This is a genomic window from Candidatus Magnetobacterium casense (genome assembly GCF_000714715.1).
Classification (GTDB): Bacteria; Nitrospirota; Thermodesulfovibrionia; order Thermodesulfovibrionales; family Magnetobacteriaceae; genus Magnetobacterium; species Magnetobacterium casense.
Map to the genome: position 1 here is coordinate 1 of NZ_JMFO01000005.1, position 20,081 is coordinate 20,081.

The window sequence follows — 20,081 nt, forward strand, 5'->3', positions numbered from 1 at the left end:
CACTCTTACAGGTCCACCGTAATGGAGACTCAGGGTCTCCTCGGGTAACCGGATCTACCAACCCCTCAATATCTACAAGCACGGATGGGTCTGTTTCAACAACCGGCTTGCGTCCACCTCCAGGTAAACGTATCTTCTTTTTCCCTTTTGAAGGTTTTTCCTTTGATTCAGCAATACGTCTAATTCCTTCATATATCGTTGTCCGCGAAAGACCAGTAGATCTGGAAACTGAAGTAACTCCTCCTCGTCCCAATGCCTCGGCTTCCACTGCAGCCCACATTCGTCTGCCTTGTTCGTCTAAAACATCTTTGAGTACTTCAAATTTTCTTTGTATCATAAGTTCGGTATCGCTTTGCACTTTTTGAGCATAACATATTTAGACACCATTTGTACAAGTTATTTGTGGACAAATCCTAAGGGATAAAAGTGGCTTAAATACTGGCAACCACGGTTGATTGTGGTGCTACCCGGAGTGCGGAAAAACTTTTACAGAGACAAAAGGAACACCGTTTTATAGACTACAGAAGAGGGCTGAGATTGTGGCGATAGTTTCAGTTCTTTTAGCTCATGGTTGTCCTACTCAAGCGATAGTGATTGCTTTTGGTCTTGATGAACGTACAGTATCGAGTTGGTTACAGAAGAGTGGAGAACACTGTAAGAAGGTACATGAGCATACAGTTCAACAAGGGAAGGTAGATATTAAGCATGTACAGGCAGATGAGATATGGGTGAAGATGGTATTAACCAAGGTGTGGATGGCAATGGCTATTGCAGTACCATCCCGTTTGTGGTTGGGTGGTGCCATAAGTGAGAGGAGAGATTCAAGGCTCATTACTACATTGGTAGAAAAAATTCGTAGCAGTGCTAAGAGTTTGTCGATATTGGTTTGTGTAGATGGATTGTCAAGCTATGTTACTGCGTTCAAGAAGGTATTTCGTACCCCCATACACACAGAGCCTGCCCCTGACTTGAACAGGGGTAAAGTAGGCCGTCCTCACTTAGAGCCGCAACAGGGCTTGTTACTCGGTCAGAGCCTGCCCCTGGCTTGAACAGGGGTGGTCAAGAAATATGAGAAGAAACATGTAGCAAAAGTTGTCACACGTGCGGTAATAGGGACGCTGGATGCAATTTTAGCAGTACTAACTGCGACATGTGGTGGCAGGGGAATCAACACCTCTTATATAGAAAGACTCAATGCTACATTCAGGGGTTGGTTACATATGTTGGTCAGACGTGGTAGAGCAATTGCCCATAAAGAACTTATTCTCACAGCAGGAATGTATCTTGTGGGATGTCTCTACAACCCCTGTTCAAGCCAGGGGCAAGCCCCTGTTGCTATCATAGGTCACTACGGGAACCATCCAACGAAGAAGGAAAGAAATGGAAAGAACGTACACCAGCGATGGCTGCCGGTTTGGCAAATCGTAGATTGACTATGCTATAGTTGTTAAGAATGAAGCTACCTCTACCGTTATGGGTTGATCCTCCACGACGAGGACGACCACCAAAGTACCTACAAAACCAAACAATGGCGGTGGCTGCATGACCACGGTTGTTTGTGGTGCTACCATACTCTGTGACACCTGTAAGTCATTGATTTTTGGTACCGGAGACCGGACTTGAACCGGTACGAACATAATGCCCGAGGGATTTTAAGTCCCTTGCGTCTACCCATTCCGCCACTCCGGCTTCCGTGTCAACAGCTTAATACACACACCTGTATAGGGTATCATATGGTAACAAGTGCTGTCAATAGCACGAAAAATTATTACACGCCCGCTATCCCGCCTACACTTCGACGTAATCGAGGTCTTTGTCGAAGGTTTCTTCGAGATGGTAGTTGGCATAAAATGCGATGAACAGACACAGTCCTCCAACAATCGCCCCCGCACTGAGGATGCCCGTGTAGTGCTTTGCAAACTGAAAGATGGCGGTAATGGGTATGACCATGCCTCGGATGAAGTTTGGAACAGTCGATGCCACCGTTGCCCTGATGTTTGTACCAAACTGCTCTGCTGCCGTGGTGATAAATACCGCCCAATACCCCACGGCAAAACCTATGAACCCACAAAACGTATAAAACACCGAAACTCCCACCCCGCCAAGCATAAAATACCCCCCTACGGCAATAGTTGAAAGCCCCAGGAACAACAACACGACCTTTTTCCGACTGCGCAGAAACTGACTCAACGCCCCGCTTGCAAGGTCTCCCAGGACAAGCCCCATATAACACGCCATCACGGCCTCGCCGGCACTAACCACTCCTATGATATTCATGGCCATCGCAAACTCCGGCGACAGGATGATCAAGATTCCCACGCAGAACCATATCGGCAGACCGATCATGATGGCCTTGATGTACTTGAAAAAACGCCGTCGGTCGGTAAACAGGAAAAAGAAGTTGCCCTTGCTGATATAGCTTGACTCTATCTGTTTATACATTCCGGATTCGTACACACCAAGCCTCATGACAAGCAACGCCATGCCCAGGGCACCACCAATGAAATACGCCACCCTCCAATCAAAGGTCTTCGCTATGTAGTTGCCCAGGATAGCGCCCGATACCCCAACGGTAGCGACAATCATCGTCCCGTAGCCACGCAAATGCCTGGGCAGGGTCTCCAGCACAAGTGTCACACCGGCCCCCAGCTCCCCGGCCAACCCGATACCGGCAATAAACCGCCACAGCGCATAGCCCCCCACAGACTCGACAAACCCGTTGGCTATATTGGCGATGGAGTACACAACGATTGACCCGAAGAGTATCTTGACCCGTCCCTTTTTGTCTCCGAGGATGCCCCATAGCACCCCTCCCAGGAGCATGCCGGCCATCTGCATGTTGAGCAGGAAAATCCCCGTGCTCATGATATCCGCCCCCTGCACCCCGATGGCCTTAAGGCTCTGCACCCTCACAATCCCAAAGAGGATGAGGTCATAGATATCGACAAAGTATCCCAGTGCGGCAACAACCACAGGCACCGAAACTATGCCACTGGTGAAGCTGCCACTGTGAAAGTCTCTCATCTATTGCTGATTGTCGTTATCGTCGTTGATGCTGTCGGTGTTTAACTTATAACCATCCCTGAGTAGGTCTGTAACAATTTGTTTTGAATCCACGATGCCTCTTGTTACCTTGGTTTTATAGTCTGCGGCATTGTTGAGGTCATAGTGGAAATTGAAGTCAACCCACACGGTGTCTTGTTTTATGGTTACGGAGAGATTGAGAATGCTGTTGTCTACAATGAATCTTCTGTTAATCGTCTGCGACGTCAGCAGATAGCCCAGAGCATTAAAAAACATGGAATCCTCAAAGTCGTATTTAAAAGGCAGTTGAGACAACGATATGTCTTCAAAACCAAAGTTGAATCCGATTGCCGTCACTGGTGTATATGACAGCAGTTCCAACAGTTTATAAGCAGCCTTTTCCATTTTCAATAGCGACAGGTCGTCGTCCTTTAAGGCCATCAGAGTTATCCGATTCTGCTCCGGTATGATCGTAAACCCCCCACCGGGAGACTTGAACCGAAAAGGCATCCCGTATCCCAATGCCACCTCCACCTGGATATCGGTATCATAAAAGATATTCTCCACCAACCACTCAGGGGTAAAAGTTGCCAGATTCCAACTGCCAACTATTACGATTGTCCAGCTATCTGGTTTTATTTTCATACGAAAGTACAGGTCATTATCATCATATAGCTCAATCGACAAATATGCCGGCGACGTCTATTTCCAAGCCGGGGATTATCTTTGATTTTACGGAACCGCTTCCCACGGCACAGGAGAATAGTTCGTATACGCCCTGTTCAATAGCAAAGACCTCAATGGCCTCATACTCAGGCATGACAATCCAGTACTCTGGGACCCTATAACGTTGGTAGATAGCTTTCTTGGTTATGGTATCCCTGACCACTGAGGACTTTGATACGACCTCTGCGACCATGTCCGGAACCCCTCTTATCCAGTCTTGCACGATAGCCAGATTTTCTTTTTTGATGAACATTAAATCCGGCTGGAGCCTGTTGACACCCTCTTCAAAGATAACATCAAGGGGCGTAAAAGGCACTATTCCTATGTCATTTTCTTTAACATAGCGCCTTAGCTCATCGTACAGATTAGCCACAACGCTCTGGTGTCTGTTAAAAGGACTTGGCCCCACGATCTCTTCTCCTTCGATGAGTTCGGTCAGATCAATATCGCTCTCTGGTTCCACGTCAAGGACTGTCATCATAGCACCTTGAACATTTGAAGCAATATAAACACCATAAGCACTACGTATATGAAAAACAACACAGCGACCATAGCCCATGACAGATACCTTGGTTTAGCCGATCCGGCAAAGCCGTCCATTCTGATAGCACCCGCCTTGGGATAATCGACACGTTCACGCTTATCAGGGCTCTCCACATAGCCAATAGCGGGGTTAAAGTAGACCGTCTCATCGGTAAAAAACGCCTCATCACGCAACCCCTGTTTTCGCTCCATATATCGTGCTTGAAAGTAGCGCAGTTTTAGTTTCATTTGAATCTTCATCGATGAAATTATCCAGTACAGACACGTAAACTCACCAACGACAATGAGAAACAACGTTGATATATATATTATATGCACATCCGTCTTGCCCGTGGCATAAGCCAGCAAGGCTATGGTAAAAAACAATATGCCTATGTTCAGAGACATATAGGCAAATTCAGTCCACGTCAGACGGTTTTCCATTGTCAGGATCGTTTGCGTCAGTGCGATATACTTTTTCTGCGTTGAATAGTCCGCCTTTGATGGCCATCTGTCCGACTGTCTTTTGTCCGGCATTCTTTGTGTCCTCTCTGGTGCCGGCTTGTCTTGTGCTTTCTCTGGCACCTTCTCTGGTGTTCTCTCTGGCACCCTCTCTGGTGATTCCTTGCTCACACTGCCTCCTTACATTAATACTTTGCTGTATCGTTATACAGCGTCGCGCCATCAAGACCAATTGCGTATACGCTTACGGATGTTGCCCAGGTGGTAGAGGTGGTTTGTTTTTGCACCATGACAATTTGTCCTGTATATGCCGAAATACCTGCTACGTCAGTGACTACCACCCACAATGGTGTGCCTTGTTTCCATGGCGATTCTTCCCTTAGCACTGAATTTCTGCAATAGGCATATTTTGTTGCGACACCATCTTTTAACAACTCACCGGCATTAACGTCCTGACAATCTACACTTGTTGTTGTTGTAATTTTGCCGGAAGGGCTATAGGCTGAGTCAAGCCAGGATTGCAGATCGCCTCTTGCCTCCTTAGCGGCACGCAAAAACACAGTCATCCTTGACCTGTCCCTGATACCCAAAAATGCCGCCACGGCTATTGATAAAATGAGGCTGATTATAGCGATTACAACCAAGAGCTCTAAGAGAGAGAATCCCTTGTTATCTTTCATCGTCATCCTAATAACCATCGCTCCACCTATGCAGTTTCAGCCTGCTGTTGATATATAAGGATCGGTTTTTCATTGTGCAATATCGTTTCCTCCTTTACTATACACTCCTTGATGCCCTCCTGGGAGGGGATTTCGTACATGACATCGAGCATGACCTCTTCAAGGATTGCCCGCAGGCCCCTTGCGCCGGTTTTCTTGCTGATGGCCTTTTTGGCAATGGCACGCAATGCCTCTTCTTTAAAGAGCAGCCTCACATTGTCAAAGGACAGCAGTTGTTCATACTGTTTTGTCAGTGCGTTTTTAGGCTCTACCAGAATCTGCATAAGGGCGTCCTCATCGAGTGCTTCGAGCGTGGCGATGACGGGCAATCTGCCGACAAGTTCGGGGATGAGTCCATACTTGGTGAGGTCTTCTGGCGTTACCTGTGACAGGATGTTTTCCCTGTGGCTTCTGGTGTAGAGTTCGGCGCCAAAGCCAACGGTGCGTTTTCCAACCCGCTGTCCGATCAGTTCATCGAGGCCGTTGAAGGCCCCACCGCAGATAAACAGTATATTTGTGGTGTCTACCTGGAGGTAGTCCTGATGCGGATGCTTTCTTCCCCCTTGTGGCGGGACGTTTGCTATGGTACCTTCGATGATTTTCAGTAGTGCCTGCTGCACGCCCTCACCGGAGACGTCACGGGTGATGGAGGGGTTGTCGGACTTACGGCTGATCTTGTCTATTTCGTCGATGTAGACGATACCCTTCTGAGTGCGTTCGATGTCGTAGTTGGACGCCTGCAGGAGTTTGAGGATGATGTTTTCGACGTCCTCGCCCACGTACCCGGCCTCCGTGAGGGTTGTGGCATCGGCTATGGTAAAGGGGACGTCGAGGTACCGCGCCAGTGTCTGTGCCAGGAGGGTCTTGCCCGTTCCCGTTGGACCAATCAGGATGATATTGCTCTTTTGCAGTTCCACTTCGGTTTCCGTCTGCCTGTATATCCTCTTGTAATGATTGTGCACGGCTACGGAGATCACCTTTTTGGCCCGTTCCTGACCAATTACATAGTCGTTGAGAAAGCCGTGTATCTTTACCGGGGTTTGCACCCCCTTTGGTTCTCTCTGTGGGAAGCTGATCTTCATCTCCTCTGCGATGATATCATTACAGAGGTCTATGCACTCGTCGCATATATATACGGATGGACCGGCAATGAGTTTTTTTACCTCAACCTGATTTTTTCCACAAAATGAACATTTAGTCTGTTCATCCTTCTTCTTTGCCATTGAGTCCCTCTCTATCAGAAATTTAATTGTTTATAATATGATAACACACGTTGAGGCCAAATGCACACTGGGGTCATTTACCGGTATCCTTTATGGCCGATATCACTTCGTCCACGATACCATAGTGTTGTGCGTCGGGGGCCGACATGAAATAGTCCCTGTCGGTGTCTATCTGGATTTTTTCCAGTGGTTGTCCGGTATGGCTGGCCAGGATGTTGTTGAGGGTTTCCTTCATTTTAAGGATTTCCCGGGCATGGATTTCGATATCCGTGGCCTGTCCCTGGAAGCCTCCCATTGGCTGATGTATCAGGATTCTGGAGTGTGGCAGTGCGAAACGCTTACCCTTGGCACCGGCGGCCAACAGCAATGCCCCCATGCTGGCAGCCTGACCCGTGCAGTATGTGGCTATGTCGGGCTTTACATACTGCATCGTGTCATAGATGGCCATCCCTGACGTCACAACCCCACCGGGGGAGTTTATGTACAGGTGTATGTCTTTTTCAGGGTCCTCCGTCTGAAGGAACAGTATCTGTGCTATGACGCTGTTGGCAACGTTGTCCTCTATTGCCGAACCGAGAAAGATTATCCGATCCTTGAGCAAGCGCGAGTATATGTCATAGGCACGTTCGGTCCTGCCCGTCTGCTCTATTACCATAGGAATGAAAACCATGTGTTATTGTCCCCCTTCGACCGTTTTGGCCCTGGAATATATCAGGTCGGCGACCTTCTCCCGGAAAAGCGTGTACCTAAGCATCTCTAAGGAACCCTCCACGGAGTTATAGTACTGTAGTAACGCCTCCGGTGTCATTGACGATGTGTATGCGATCTCTTTGATTCTCTGCATCATGTCTGCTTCGTTGACGGTGATGTTTTCCTTTTCGCCGATTGTTTCGATGAGCAGCTTAGTCTTGAGGCTTCTTACTGCGTCATCATTGAATCTTTGGCTTAACTCCTCATCAGACAGGTCTTTCAAGTTTTGTTGTGTCTTTGCCTGTTGCACTATGATATCGATTTCTGCTTTCAGTGCAATTTCGGGCAGCTCAAAGTCATACTTCTCCACCATTGACTTAATCAATGCCGCTTTTTGCCGCTTTATGATGTTGTCCTGTGCAAGTTTCTCCAGTGTCTCTCTGACCTTGCCCCTGAGCTCATCGAGGGTGTCAACGCCAAGCTCTTTTGCCAGTTCGTCGTCAATTGCAGTGGTGAGCAACTCCTTGACGTCCTTTATTGTTATGCGTACATCGGCAACCTTTCCTGCCAGGTCGTTGACGGGAAAGTTAGCAGGCAGCGTTGTGTGTACTTCGGCCATATCATTCTTGCTCTTGCCTACCAGGGCCATGGAGATATCGTCGGCAGCGGCCTGAGGGCCAACCTTATAATATTGTTCCCCGTACTTCTTGCCGGTTTTAACGTCCTCCATATCAACCATCACAAGGTCATCAACCTGTATGGGTCTGTCAACCGGGCTGTAGGTTGAGCGGTTACTGGCAATTGCCTTCACCTGCATTTCAACATCCTCGTCGCTGACCTGTGTAACAACAGGCTCAATGGGCAAGCCCTCATAGACAAGGCCCTCGATTGCCGGACGCACCTCCACATAGCATACGAACTTCAAGTCCCCCTTGCTCCGGTAGTCCTTGCTCTCAAGTACGGGTGGCGTCAGCGGAGACAAACCCTGTGACTTTATCGTATTTACGTAGTAATCAGGGATAAGCCTCTCTAACACTTCGGTCTCCACGTCCCGTCTGTATTTCTTTTCTATCAAGGACATAGGGGCCTTGCCGGGCCTGAATCCTGACAGTTTCGCCTTACTCTTGACCTGTTCCAGCGACTTTTGTACCTCTGCCTCCACCTCTGCTGCCGTGGCCTCAATTGTTATCCTCTTTCTTGTAACCGAAATGTCCTCTACAAGGCTATTCATCCATCCTCCTAAAAAAATTGTTCGTGACTATTGTTATTTCTCTTAGTGTAAAATATTGCAGAGGTATTTTTCAATACATGGCTAAATTGTTCTCACAGCCGATACCCTCTTACGAGGCAATTCGCCCTATTGACAGAGACACTCAGGGGGTGTTATCATAATGTAATGCTCCAGAAGTTTGATATAGCATTAAAGGATAACGCGCTGGCTATTCTGTGCAAAACCAAAGATATAGATTCTACCATCAGGAGGATTCTTGGCAAGTTTTCCCTGCTGTCGCCCAGGGAAATGGAGAATTATCTCAGAAAGTTGCTACATCTTGCGGGACTGGGAAATTTGGCCTATAAATTAAAACAGGAGGTACTGAACATGCCTATGCGGGGTTTGGGATTGTAATAGCGGTTATGGCGTTGCTTAAGAGGCAATCCAGGGTGGAGGAATAGGCAATGCAGTGGCTTGGTGTTGCAATAGATTATGGTGTCATGGGGCTTTTGGTAGTGATGAGCGTTATATCGGTGGCAATAGCCATTGAGAAGACCCTGCTGTACCAACATATAAAGACAGAGGCATTTAGTGACAAGCGTGAGTTGGAGATAGAATTGACCAGGAAGCTCCACATAATAGCCACCATCGGCAGCAATGCCCCATACATAGGGCTACTGGGGACAGTGCTTGGCATAATGTTGACCTTCTACACGATAGGCAAGGAGGGCTTTATGGATAGCAGCAAGATCATGGTCGGTCTGGCTCTGGCGCTTAAGGCAACCGCCATAGGGCTTGTCGTGGCAATCCCTTCGGTCACCTTCTATAACTGCCTCCTGAGAAGGGTCAAGGTCATTCTGATGCAATGGGAAATACGCAATGCAAGAGAGAGAGTCAGAGTATGATCATGTTATCTCGGTGTATGACCTCGTCGGAGTACTTGTACCCCAGGACGGTCTGTATCTGATCGGTTTTGAGGCCGATGATGGTTTGCAGTTCCTTGTGGGAGTAGTTTACGAGTCCTTTGGCTATGCGCCCGCCCTCGGGATTGACGCAGTAGAGGGCATCTCCGCGCTCAAATTCGCCCTCCAGCGACGTTATTCCCGACGGCAGGAGGCTCTTGCCTGCGCAGGTGAGGGCCTTGACCGCCCCGGCATCCAGAAACAGCGTGCCGGCTGCACGTATGCCCGTGGCTATCCACCCCTTGCGTGCGGCATACCGCTTGACTGTGGGGGTAAACTCCGTCCCAGCAACCCTGCCGTTTAAGACGCTACTCAACAGGTCAGACCTCCTGCCGTTTACGATGTTGACGACGATCCCGCATCGGGTAGCCATCTTTGCGGCAGTGAGCTTGGAGTACATCCCGCCCGTACCCGATATTGAACCTGCCCCCTTGGCCAGGGCCTCCAGCTCCGGCGTTATTTCCGTCACCGTGGGGATCAGGACAGCCTGAGCGTTTTTCCTGGGATCGTCGGTGTAGAGGCCGTCAACGTCCGAGAGGATTATCAGCCGCCCGGCATCCAGCATCGAGGCCACAAGCGCAGCCAGACTGTCATTGTCGCCAAACTTCAGCTCGTCTATTGAGACCGTGTCGTTTTCGTTGATGATCGGGATGACGTCCAGGCTCAGGAGCGTGACAAGCGTGTTCTTGCCGTTTATGTATCGCTTGCGGTCTGAAAACACATCCCGCGTCAACAACACCTGTGCCACCTTCTTGCCGTGTGCACCAAAAGCCCGCTCGTAGGCCAGCACCAACGAACTCTGACCCACAGCCGCCGCAGCCTGCTTGAGGTTGATATCCTGTATGCGCCCCCTGATCCCCAACTTGCTCCTGCCCGCAGCCACCGCCCCGGAAGACACCACTACGGTGGCATAACCCGTGCTGTGGAGCGCAGATATGTCCGACGCCAGGGCATTTATTCTCGACTGGCTCAGACCTCCCTCGTCCGTTATTATGTTACTTCCAATCTTTATTACCAGTATATTCACGTTAATTTCCGGCAAGCAGAGACATTGTCTCTCTTAAACAATTCATAAACCACAATAATCACCTACATATAGGCATAAAGGGTGTCCGGACAAAAATCCGCCCCCGTTTCCCAAGTGATTGTACCGAGCTGTCTGTCAACCTTGAATCCCCTGAATGTATCAACGTCTTTTAAAGGAACAAAGACCTCCCAATATAGATACTTCTCAAAGTCTATAAGTTTCTTTTTACCATCTTCAAACTCAAGCTCCAATACATATCCCTTAACATACTGCGCATTCTTTACTTCGTGCATAAAGTTACTCCTTCAGAGTCAAAAGAAATGAGTGTATTATTGACCCCATAATTCTCAATCATAATTTGACAATGTCATATTAATGGTAATAAATGACTAAAATATATTACTTCTTATGATAATTAACAGCCAGTCACCCCCTGCAGCATTGCCTAAGTCTATGCCAGACAATTCATTGTTATCTTAAATTCTGCTCCTTCGGTTATGTTTCTCACCGTAAGTCTGCCACACATGTTGTTCTCTATTATTGTCTTAGACATGTACAGACCTATGCCCGTGCCAACATCTGAGGGCTTGGTTGTAAAGTATGCTTCAAAGATTCTGTCTTTTATGTCTTCAGGGATACCACCGCCGTTATCGGTTATTATTATAGAAACGCCATTGTTTTTATCTTTCTGTACAGATATTCTGATAGTTCCTTCCAAATATGTCTTGGTGTCCTTGCTGCGTCTTGTTAATATGGCATCCTTGGAATTGCTTATCAAATTAAGAATCACCTGCTTGAATTCATTTGGATAGCCGGTGCATTGCAGTTCATTGTCATTATCGTAAGATAGCTTTATTGAAATACCGTCTTTCTTAAACACATCTGTAAACATTGAAAGTATATCTTTGATCGACCTGACAACGCTAAACACGCTCTTGTTCTTGGTTGGCTTAAAAAAGTTCCTGAAGTCGTCTATCGTCTTTGTCATAAAACTGATCTGGGCTTTTGATGCCTCGATAATGTTATCGATATATTCCTGATTAAGCTCTCCGTAGTCATATGTATCTGCGATATCCTGTATTATTAGAGATATGGCGTTTAATGGCTGTTTCCATTGATGTGCTATCACTCCTATCATCTCGCCCATTGCCGCCATCTTGGATTGCTGTATCAGCATCTGCTCCTTATGTCTTATTTCGTCTATCTTGTTTCTGACCTGTTCCTCAAGATGAGCGTTGAGTTGTTCCAGTTGTTTCTCCAGAGTTTTTCTCTTTGTTATATCGGTGGCTATCTCAAGACGTACAATCCGCCCGTCTACCCATCGTATAGCCCTGTCCTGCATATAGTACCATTTTTTATTAATGGTGTTTTGCAATTCCCAGGTATATATGCCTGCCGGCTCACCATTTTCGTCAAACAATTTGTTATTGCTGCAAAAACTGCATGGTCCATCCTGCCCTGTTTGAATTGTATTCCAACATAGTTTGTTTATTATGTCATCGCTGCCTATGGCTTCTTTCAAGTAACGGTTGACAAATATGATCTCGTATGTCTGCACGTCGGCAACATAGACGATTGCCTCCATGTTTTCAAGTATCTTGAGCAGCCTGTCATGAGACTCTTTTATTTGTTTATTTGCACTTAAAAGCGACTGATATGCACGTGAATTGGATATTGCAAGACCAAGTGTGCTTGCAATGGTAAGGGCCAGATTGAGATAATGACTTCTGTAATCGGGAAATAAAATCCCGTCGATCTCCATTAATCCAAGAACGCTATCCGTACCAACATTATCCTTACCTTTAATCTTGAACCTGAACCCCTTGCCCGATACCGTCCAGTCATAGTCAGCATCGAAATTTCCGGTTAAGTCACTTACCGTCGCTTCGTAATCGCCCTTTTCAGGGAACGTCATTATCTCCGAAGGCTGACCGTCAACAATGGAGACATAGATTATACTTGAAGGCGCAAAGAGATTTCTCAGCAGATGTATTATGTTTTCAATGGCAACATCCTCTGATGCGTATGATGCAATAAGACCTACAACGTCAAAGACCATGGCATAATCGGCAAGCCTCTTATCCTGTTCGCTTATACTACGTCCCTCCTGCATCTTCAACTATAGCATTGATACTTATGATGTGCTTGGTGTCTGTCAGTTGCTGTCACCGTCTTGCAGCCATTTCAGCGGATAACGACCCCATTCTTTTACGGCGTCAGCTATTGCATACAATACGTCGTCGGACACCTGCAGCGGTATCTCCCCGTGATTGTCAGACAGTATAAAGCCGCCTCCCTTGCCTGCCTTTGCAATGGCCTCCTTTACGATCCTGGTTGTGTCCTCTTGTGACCATCGCCGCATCTCTACTCCATTGAGATTTCCCATGATAGTTATGTTTCCTTTGCAGGCATTTTTTATTTTTCCCATGTCTTCCAATGCACTCACACCAATTACTGATGTACCTGTTTGTATTATATCATCTAAAATAGTATAACATCTTCCTGCGGCAAAATGGGTTGCCGTCGGAGCCTTTATTCTGGACAATGTCCTCTTTGCTATATTGTAGCCTGTCTTCAGGTATAAATCCCTGTCTATGATCGTTGTTGAAGACACAGGATCAAAGTAACAGATAGCCGTACATCCCGCATCTGCCTGAGCGTTTGCCCATTGCACACAGAACTCCTCGTTTACTCTCATCAGGCGCTCAAATAGCTCCTTATGTTCATATATCAGCTCAATGTACTTGTCAAAACCCATTTGCATTACAGCGATAGAAAATGGCGACATCACGGTGCCGATAATTGGGATATCACCCCCCACCTTTTCCCTCATCATCCTTTGGGCCTCCAGTGCCCTGAGCAGACACCTGCTCTGTTTCACCTCTGGCGGTATCAATCCACGTATATCCTCGAATTTCTTTATAAAAGGCATACCCGCGTTAGGTGGGCCATCGTCCCTGAAGACTGCCTCACCTCCCCATGCCTCTATCTCTATCGGTGCATAGAAAAACCCATACACACAGTCATTTGAGAACTTCCTGCACACCCGTACCTGTCCTTCGGCAACATTTTCAGCCTTGGAGAAATATTCCCGCATAGACATTCCCAATTCTTTTGCGCCGTGCATCGTGAATAACAGAAAAAGAGGCACACGGTCAGGCTCCTTATGTCCAAGCGCAGTCAAAACCCTCTGCATTGACGTCATCTGTAGGGACACTATCTCACCCTCTTATTTTCTATCGTATTTACAATGCTGATGGCATCTGATACCGTCCTGCCCATATAGTCCGCTCCAACCTCTTTATACAACCCTTTATCAAAGTTAAATGGCGCACCGCCAACAACAATTATCGCACATGACTGCCTCTGCCGCAAGCCCCTTCTTACCTCCTTCACCCTTAGCGCCGACGGTAACATAAGCACCGAAATCAAAAGAACATCAACCTTGTCCCTGACGGTACGCTCTACAAGGTCATCAACTGAGACCCCCATGCCATAATCAACAATCTCAAAACCAGACGCCTGCAAAAACCCCTTCACTATCTGCTTGCCAAGCGTATGAAAATCCTCTAATACCGCTATGGCAATATTTAACTGCCCCTCTCTGACTATGCAGTTATCCGGCATTATATCTCCAAGTATCTCATTACATATCTTCCCGCTCATGTACACCTGTGACAGAGACACTTCACCAGTCACCCAGTCATTACCAATCCGCTCCAAAGAAGGCACGATCATCCCTTCAACAACCTCAGAAGGCTGATATTGCTCACGAGCCTCCCTTAAAACCTCCTTAGCCCGTAGCTTGTCAACGGATAAAAGCGCCTGCACCATGTGCTCGGCATATATGTTTATCGATACACTACCCATGTGAGTATTTTAGCATTAAAGCATTAATTTGTCCACAGAAGGTATCTTCTAAAAAAGCATGGTAAAATGGGGTCAAGGGGTCAGCGACCCCCGGCTCAGTGGGGGACTGGCCCCCTTGCAGGGGAGGTCTGAGGAGGGGGCAGAGGGGGTGAGGCACCCCTGCCATAAACCGCCCTCCTTCTTTCTTTTGCCTACATGTATGCCCGTGATTGGATGCCTTCGATGTATCCGACAACACCCGTGACGTGTTCGACGGCGTTTCCCTCGTCGGTGTCTATGTGCATGTCGAGTTTGAAATCAGGGCTGACCCTGACCAGGACATCGCCAAAGATCAGTTCTCGTTTGCTCTGCACCTTGACCAGGATGACGTCTCTATCCCTGAGACCGTAGCCCAGGGCATCCTCTGGGGACATGTGTACGTGTCGGCGGGCACAGATGACCCCTTTGTCGATTTTTAGTTGTCCGACCTCACCCTCAAGTATTATCCCTGGCGTGCCCTCTATGTCACCGGAGTCCCTGACGGGGGCGTCAATGCCGAGCTTGAACTCCTCCGTGCGTGCGATCTCAACCTGACACTCCTTTCGGAACGGTCCCAGGATTCTGACCTTTTCCACCCTGCCCTTTGGGCCAATGAGGTTGACCGTTTCCTCGCTTGCATACTGACCGGGTTGACTCAGCGGGGACCTCGGGTTCAGCGTCCTGCCCGGACCAAAGAGCACCTCAAAGGCAGCCTGGTTGACATGCACGTGGTGGGCGGATACGTTGATGGGGATTGGCCGACGCCTGTACTCCTCTACGTTGGTTGAGCGCAGCCTGCCCATGGCATGGAGGGTTTCGCGGGCTATCATCATATTTTCATTGGACTTGATGACAAGCACCCGTATATTTGACCCCGGTGCGGTTATCTCCTCCACCTGTTTGAGGAATGACCTGTTCTGACGATTGGCCTCCTCATAGAGACTGATCCCAAACGGCTGCAACCCCTGGCAGACCCTGGCCCGCACCTCTGTGGAGTTCTCACCAATGCCGCCGGTAAAGATGAGCACGTCCAGTCCACCGAGTGCGGCTATGTAGGCGCCAATGTACTTCTTTATACGATAGCAGTACATCCCGATGGCATCCTTGGCACGCTTGTTACCCTCCTCGGCGGCATCCAGGACGTCCTTCATGCAGTTGCTGACCCCACTGACCCCCTTGAGACCACTTTCCACGTTGAGTATCTTTGAGAGTTCATCGGCCGTAAAACCCAGTTTCATCAGATATATAATGACGCCGGGGTCTACGTCTCCGCACCTGGTGCCCATCATCAACCCCTCCAGGGGCGTCATACCCATCGAGGTATCAATGCTTCGCCCGTGGTCTATGGCACACAGCGAAGCGCCATGCCCGAGGTGACAGGAGATGATCTTGAGGTCCTTGACAGGACGTTTGAGGTACGTTGCAGCCTTGAAGGTCACGTAGCGGTGATTTATGCCATGAAAACCATAACGACGGATTGTTTCATCTTCGTTCAGGCTCTTGGACAGGGCATACTTGTAAGCGTGTTCGGGCATGTTTCGGTGGAAGGCTGTATCAAAAACCGCAACATGCCTGGCCTGGGGCAGGAGTTTTATCATCTCCTCAATCCCTGCCAGATTGTATGGGTTATGCAGGGGGGCTAGTTGTGAGCACTGTCTGATGACCTCCCTCACTTTATCGTCAATCACCACGGAGTTAAAGAAATTAGCCCCACCGTGGACAACACGGTGTCCGACCGCTTTTATTTCGTCGATGTGTTTAATCATACCGTATTTATGGTCCAGCAGGGCGGTTACCATTGACTTTATGGCCTCTGCCGTTGTCCTGGCATCCGTTGTGATTTCGTGCTTGCTGCCGGCTGTGTAGACGGTGTGGCTGCAATTGGGCGTATCAAACTTGTCAATGAGGCCATCCATCAGGGGGATGCTGTACTTGGTATCAAACAATGCATACTTCAGTGATGCTATGCGGCTGTTTATTACCAGCACCTTTATCGGCTCTATGGCAGAGGAGAACTCGAGGTCATAGGGGTCGGTGTTGTGCTGCAGGGCGGTGGTGACGTCAGGTTTTTCCAGGTTTTCCCGTTCCCTCTGGATCAGGCGTCTGGTGATGGTTTGGGCTATAATGGTCAGGGTCTTGGGGTTTTTCATGATCACGTCAGAGCAGAGCTCTCTGTTGAGCCTTATGACCTTGCACCCGCCATGGGCCACGATATCGGCTTCGGATGGTTCACCGCTCATCAGCGACATCTCGCCAAATATATCACCCCGTGTGAGGGTTGCGATGACCTTTCTTTCCCCATTGGCCTCCGTTAAAACCACGTTGGCCTTGCCGTCGTAGACGACCCAGAGTGCTCTACTGGGTTCACCCTTTTTCTTTATCTCCTGGCCGTCCGTGTACTCCTGCACTGTTGCCGCTGACACCAGCGTTTGTATCTCTTCCTTATTGAGTGGTTCAAATTGTTTCACCGATGAGAGAAAGTTCGGTAGCTCCATTGCGCTCGGTACCTCCTTAGTTGTTACAACTTAAGATTTGGCAGTTCTGCAGAGATAACGGTTCTCAATTTTTAAGCCGTCAACGGAGTGAGAGTTCAGTCGGCTGTTCTCACTGTGTTGTGTGCAGAACTGTCTGTTTTTTCTTGTCTGTGTTTGTCGATCTGTTGCCGATTGTCTACGATGTAGAGGATGTCTTGTTCCTGTGGTTCTTTGCGGAGTCTGAGGCCCAGGGAGAGATGTTCTTGCCGGAATTTTTCCAGAAACTTGTCGTAGTCCTCACACCACTTCCTGGCTATTTCCATGTCACGCTGCCTCTGATTGGTCGGGACGTCCTGTGTCTGCTGTTGACTCTGCACAAGTTTGACCAACCTGGTGGTAAGCTCTGCATTCTGATTGAGTTTTAGCATGACCTTGTAATCCTGCCATTGCGTATCGATATAGACGACCTGTCCGTTGTCTATTTTCAGGAGCAGGTCTGATGTCAATGACTCAACGTCCGGGGAAGCGGCATCATCGCCGGCAGCAATGGCATAGCCCAGGGACTCGATGTTGTCCTTGAGTTTACGGATAAGCCTCTGTCGTGCGATGCGTTCCTCAGCTTTTGCAACAAACTCCGTTAGCTGTGCAACGCCGTTGTCGTACTGTTGCCTGTTGATATACTTTTGCGAAAATAATGTCTCTATCGTTGGAGAGACCTCGGCGGCGCCGTCGTACTGTGAGGCATATCCGAGGAGCTTTTCAAGCATATCCCTGAAGGAGTTTGTCTCTGCCGCAAGGGCCTTTACCTTGCCATAGTGCAGCTTCATGGTTGTCCTGATCAGTTGCAGGCGCTGGGAATACGGACAGTCGTCAAGTTCGTTTGCCAACGGGGTAAGCTCGCTGACGTAGTCCGGATCGATGTCCCTTATGCGATTGTAAAACAGCCATGCTTCTGCAACGATTTCCTCACGTTCACCCTTTCCACCTATGGGGGTGGTCTCAGCCTGTCGCATGTGGCGTTGTTCTGTCTGCTGTGCGGTATCGATGGTGGCGGCAGTGACAGGGGTGGGGTGATGCCCTGTAAGCTCCGTTGTTGCGGCATTTATTGATTCGGTCTTTTGGGCTTCGGTCTTTCGGGTCTGTCGTTGTTCGACCTTTATGGCCTCTATCTCAGCCTTGAGGGCGCCGTAATGTTGACCAAACTTTATGACTGCCTCCTGCACGGCCTGTTGGGTGTTGGCAAGTTGGAGGGTGCGGTCAAAGGCCTCTATCTGGCTTAATTTTTCCAGCAGGTGGTCACTGTTATCCGCGTGCAGGTTGTCTATGTCGCTTTTAAATTCGGCTACCGTGTTTTTCAGGTTGTCGCGCAGGGAGGCAACAAAGGCGGCCCTTTGAGTGCTTTTTTTTGCGTCTTTGTAGTCGGCGTAAACATCCAGCGCAAAACGAGACGCCGCCACAGCGGCTCCAGCCCCGGCAGCAAGTATCCAGAAAGGACTAAGCACCGGTGTTGCCATTACAGAGACAACTGCTATGCTACTCATTCGGTGGTGACTCCTTATGTGCGTTTGTGTTGCTTGGCTGAGGTCTTGGTCTGGATGGTCGTTTTGTTGTGTATTTTTACGATTTTCCCGGATGCAGGATTTTTTGTTTTTGCTTTAATTTTCGTCTTCTGCACAGTTGTTTTTGCGTTAATTTTTGATTTATGCGTTGGTGTCTTTGCGTTTAACTGTGTCTTTTTGAGGTTCTTATGTTTGGCGTGTATTTTATCCGTCTGATGTTTATCATCGATCTTGGTGATGGTTGTGTTGGGTGGCAGGTAGATAACCATACCAGGGTTTAATGTGCCATTTGATGACAAGCGGTTGAGGTCTCGGAGGATGTCTGCCTGTACCCTTGCCTTGCGTGCGATTGTGGAGAGGGTATCGCCTTTTACGGTTGTGTAGCTGCCCAGGGGGTATCTTTCGCCATCACTGGCGGCGTTATAGGCTGCGAGGAAGGAGTCTTTTTTGCCCACGGGTATTCTCAGGCGGTATTTCTGCATGTAAGGGGGGATGCACCATTGTCTGATTTCGGGGTTTAGTTCACGTATCTTCTCAACGGTGGTGCCTGCCGCTTTGGCGACAAATTCCAGGGTGGCCGGCGGGGAGATGACCACCACATCGAACGTAAACGGGGTTCGCACATCCACGTCGTCAAGGCCGTACTTATCGGGGGTCTGTCCTATCTCGCGGGCTGCAAGGAATTTTGGCACAAACTGTCTGGTCTCTTTAGGTATGTGCGTGCTGCCAAACAGCTTCCAGAAGGAGGTTGTGTTTGAGCGTCTCAGGGCATTTTCTATGTTGAGTTCTCCGGCGTTGTATGCGGCAATTGCGAGGTCCCAGGAGCCAAACTTCTCAAACAGGAATTTCAGGTATCGTGAGGCCGCCATGGTTGATTTTATGGGGTCGTGTCTCTCGTCTACCCAGTAGTTGATCTTAAGATTCAAACGCTTTGCCGTTGAGGCCATCAGTTGCCAGGGGCCAACCGCATGAGAATTTGAACGTGCAAAGAGATTGAAACCGCTTTCGATTAAGGGTAGATAAACGAGGTCTCCGGGGACGTTGTGCTCTTGCAGCACCTGTTTCATCACAGGCACGTATCTGGAACCACGGGTCAGCCACTGCGAAAATGTCGATTTTACTTTCTTTGAGAAATACACCAGGTATTCCTCTACAACCGCCCTGGCCTTGCCGTCAAGGCTGTGATGTCCTTCGGCGCTGATATCGGACGCTCCCAGAGTGGGCAGTGCCGTTGTCAGCAGAGTCATATCTTGCGGTGTGTCGGTCAACCTGCCGATTATCAGGCCACTGTCTTCAGGGGGATCGTTGCCGAGTCTTCTGAACATCGCTCCCATGTCAGTGCCATCGGCATCCGCTGGTGAATCGGCGGCATTAATATTGACCGAGTGTTCTATCTGGACGCTGTTGCTGTGTTGTGATACGGGGGAGTTTTCTTTGATTGTGCGGTGCGGTATCTTTTCGTAAGGCAAGCCGTTGGTTGTCTTGTTTTCTTCCTTCTTCTCTGCACCATAAAACAGCGCATGTCCATTAATGGGCAGCATTAATGTCGCTGCTATTATCGCTATTACTATTAACCTGACTATCCGCATGAA

The 20,081-nt window shown here is 48.6% G+C and carries 19 protein-coding genes, 1 tRNA gene and 1 pseudogene; 2 read left to right on the forward strand and 19 right to left on the reverse strand.

Annotated features, from left to right (window positions below):
• Window positions 1–337: pseudogene (locus Mcas_RS03870) on the reverse strand (ISAzo13 family transposase); the annotation flags it as partial.
• 202 nt (window positions 338–539) lie between these two features.
• Here Mcas_RS03870 and Mcas_RS03875 point away from each other — a divergent pair.
• Window positions 540–1,049 carry a DDE-type integrase/transposase/recombinase gene (locus tag Mcas_RS03875; protein ID WP_040334209.1) on the forward strand — a complete coding sequence of 170 codons (510 nt, stop codon included), beginning with the start codon at window positions 540–542 and terminating at the stop codon, window positions 1,047–1,049.
• 384 nt (window positions 1,050–1,433) lie between these two features.
• Here the strand turns inward: Mcas_RS03875 and Mcas_RS17390 are convergent, their stop codons facing one another.
• The 10 genes from Mcas_RS17390 to tig form a co-directional block, all read right to left on the reverse strand.
• Window positions 1,434–1,571 (reverse strand): hypothetical protein, encoded by a 138-nt coding sequence (locus Mcas_RS17390; RefSeq protein WP_156033108.1) that lies wholly within the window; start codon window positions 1,569–1,571, stop codon window positions 1,434–1,436.
• Window positions 1,572–1,601: 30 nt separating this feature from the next.
• Window positions 1,602–1,689 (reverse strand) — tRNA-Leu (locus Mcas_RS03885).
• A 99-nt stretch (window positions 1,690–1,788) separates the two neighbouring features.
• Window positions 1,789–3,024, reverse strand: coding sequence for an MFS transporter (locus Mcas_RS03890; RefSeq protein WP_040334211.1), 1,236 nt, complete (start codon window positions 3,022–3,024; stop codon window positions 1,789–1,791).
• Entirely contained in the window at window positions 3,025–3,669 is a 645-nt protein-coding gene (locus Mcas_RS03895; protein ID WP_040334212.1) for a hypothetical protein, read from the reverse strand.
• A 31-nt stretch (window positions 3,670–3,700) separates the two neighbouring features.
• Window positions 3,701–4,231 carry a Uma2 family endonuclease gene (locus Mcas_RS03900; protein ID WP_162176250.1) on the reverse strand — a complete coding sequence of 177 codons (531 nt, stop codon included), beginning with the start codon at window positions 4,229–4,231 and terminating at the stop codon, window positions 3,701–3,703.
• Window positions 4,228–4,905: a hypothetical protein gene (locus tag Mcas_RS03905; protein WP_040334214.1), complete on the reverse strand. Its 678-nt coding sequence runs from the start codon at window positions 4,903–4,905 to the stop codon at window positions 4,228–4,230. Before Mcas_RS03905 ends, Mcas_RS03900 begins: the two co-directional genes overlap by 4 nt.
• 14 nt (window positions 4,906–4,919) lie before the next feature.
• Window positions 4,920–5,414: a type II secretion system protein gene (locus tag Mcas_RS03910; RefSeq protein WP_162176251.1), complete on the reverse strand. Its 495-nt coding sequence runs from the start codon at window positions 5,412–5,414 to the stop codon at window positions 4,920–4,922.
• A 26-nt stretch (window positions 5,415–5,440) separates the two neighbouring features.
• On the reverse strand, window positions 5,441–6,676 hold the full coding sequence (gene clpX, locus Mcas_RS03915; RefSeq protein WP_040334216.1) for an ATP-dependent Clp protease ATP-binding subunit ClpX: 1,236 nt from the start codon (window positions 6,674–6,676) through the stop codon (window positions 5,441–5,443).
• Between the two features lie 73 nt (window positions 6,677–6,749).
• A complete protein-coding gene (gene clpP / locus Mcas_RS03920) occupies window positions 6,750–7,346 on the reverse strand; it encodes an ATP-dependent Clp endopeptidase proteolytic subunit ClpP (RefSeq protein ID WP_040334217.1) in 597 nt (198 codons plus the stop codon).
• A gap of 3 nt (window positions 7,347–7,349) precedes the next feature.
• Entirely contained in the window at window positions 7,350–8,597 is a 1,248-nt protein-coding gene (gene tig, locus Mcas_RS03925; RefSeq protein ID WP_040334218.1) for a trigger factor, read from the reverse strand.
• 446 nt (window positions 8,598–9,043) lie between these two features.
• Between tig and exbB the strand changes: the two genes are divergently transcribed.
• The gene (gene exbB, locus Mcas_RS03935) at window positions 9,044–9,484 is read left to right on the forward strand and encodes a TonB-system energizer ExbB (RefSeq protein ID WP_040334220.1); all 441 of its coding nucleotides are present in this window, start codon (window positions 9,044–9,046) and stop codon (window positions 9,482–9,484) included.
• On the opposite strand, the gene proB is transcribed toward exbB, so the two are convergent.
• The 8 genes from proB to Mcas_RS16230 all read right to left on the reverse strand — a co-directional run bounded on the left by proB (window position 9,474) and on the right by Mcas_RS16230 (window position 20,078).
• Window positions 9,474–10,568, reverse strand: a complete 1,095-nt coding sequence (gene proB, locus Mcas_RS03940; RefSeq protein WP_235203270.1) for a glutamate 5-kinase — start codon at window positions 10,566–10,568, stop codon at window positions 9,474–9,476. The two genes, exbB and proB, sit on opposite strands and share 11 nt — an antisense overlap.
• Window positions 10,569–10,630: 62 nt before the next feature.
• On the reverse strand, window positions 10,631–10,861 hold the full coding sequence (locus tag Mcas_RS03945) for a DUF2442 domain-containing protein (protein WP_040334222.1): 231 nt from the start codon (window positions 10,859–10,861) through the stop codon (window positions 10,631–10,633).
• 158 nt (window positions 10,862–11,019) lie between these two features.
• Window positions 11,020–12,681, reverse strand: coding sequence for a sensor histidine kinase (locus Mcas_RS16225; RefSeq protein ID WP_235203275.1), 1,662 nt, complete (start codon window positions 12,679–12,681; stop codon window positions 11,020–11,022).
• 42 nt (window positions 12,682–12,723) lie between these two features.
• Window positions 12,724–13,764 carry a uroporphyrinogen decarboxylase family protein gene (locus Mcas_RS03955; RefSeq protein ID WP_200873625.1) on the reverse strand — a complete coding sequence of 347 codons (1,041 nt, stop codon included), beginning with the start codon at window positions 13,762–13,764 and terminating at the stop codon, window positions 12,724–12,726.
• 20 nt (window positions 13,765–13,784) lie between these two features.
• Window positions 13,785–14,438, reverse strand: coding sequence for a cobalamin B12-binding domain-containing protein (locus Mcas_RS03960; protein ID WP_156033110.1), 654 nt, complete (start codon window positions 14,436–14,438; stop codon window positions 13,785–13,787).
• Between the two features lie 191 nt (window positions 14,439–14,629).
• A complete protein-coding gene (locus Mcas_RS03965; RefSeq protein ID WP_040334223.1) occupies window positions 14,630–16,951 on the reverse strand; it encodes an acetate/propionate family kinase in 2,322 nt (773 codons plus the stop codon).
• 95 nt (window positions 16,952–17,046) lie between these two features.
• Window positions 17,047–18,471 carry a hypothetical protein gene (locus Mcas_RS03970; protein ID WP_040334224.1) on the reverse strand — a complete coding sequence of 475 codons (1,425 nt, stop codon included), beginning with the start codon at window positions 18,469–18,471 and terminating at the stop codon, window positions 17,047–17,049.
• Window positions 18,472–18,485: 14 nt separating this feature from the next.
• A complete protein-coding gene (locus tag Mcas_RS16230; RefSeq protein WP_081853592.1) occupies window positions 18,486–20,078 on the reverse strand; it encodes a lytic transglycosylase domain-containing protein in 1,593 nt (530 codons plus the stop codon).
• Between the last annotated feature and the right edge of the window lie 3 nt (window positions 20,079–20,081).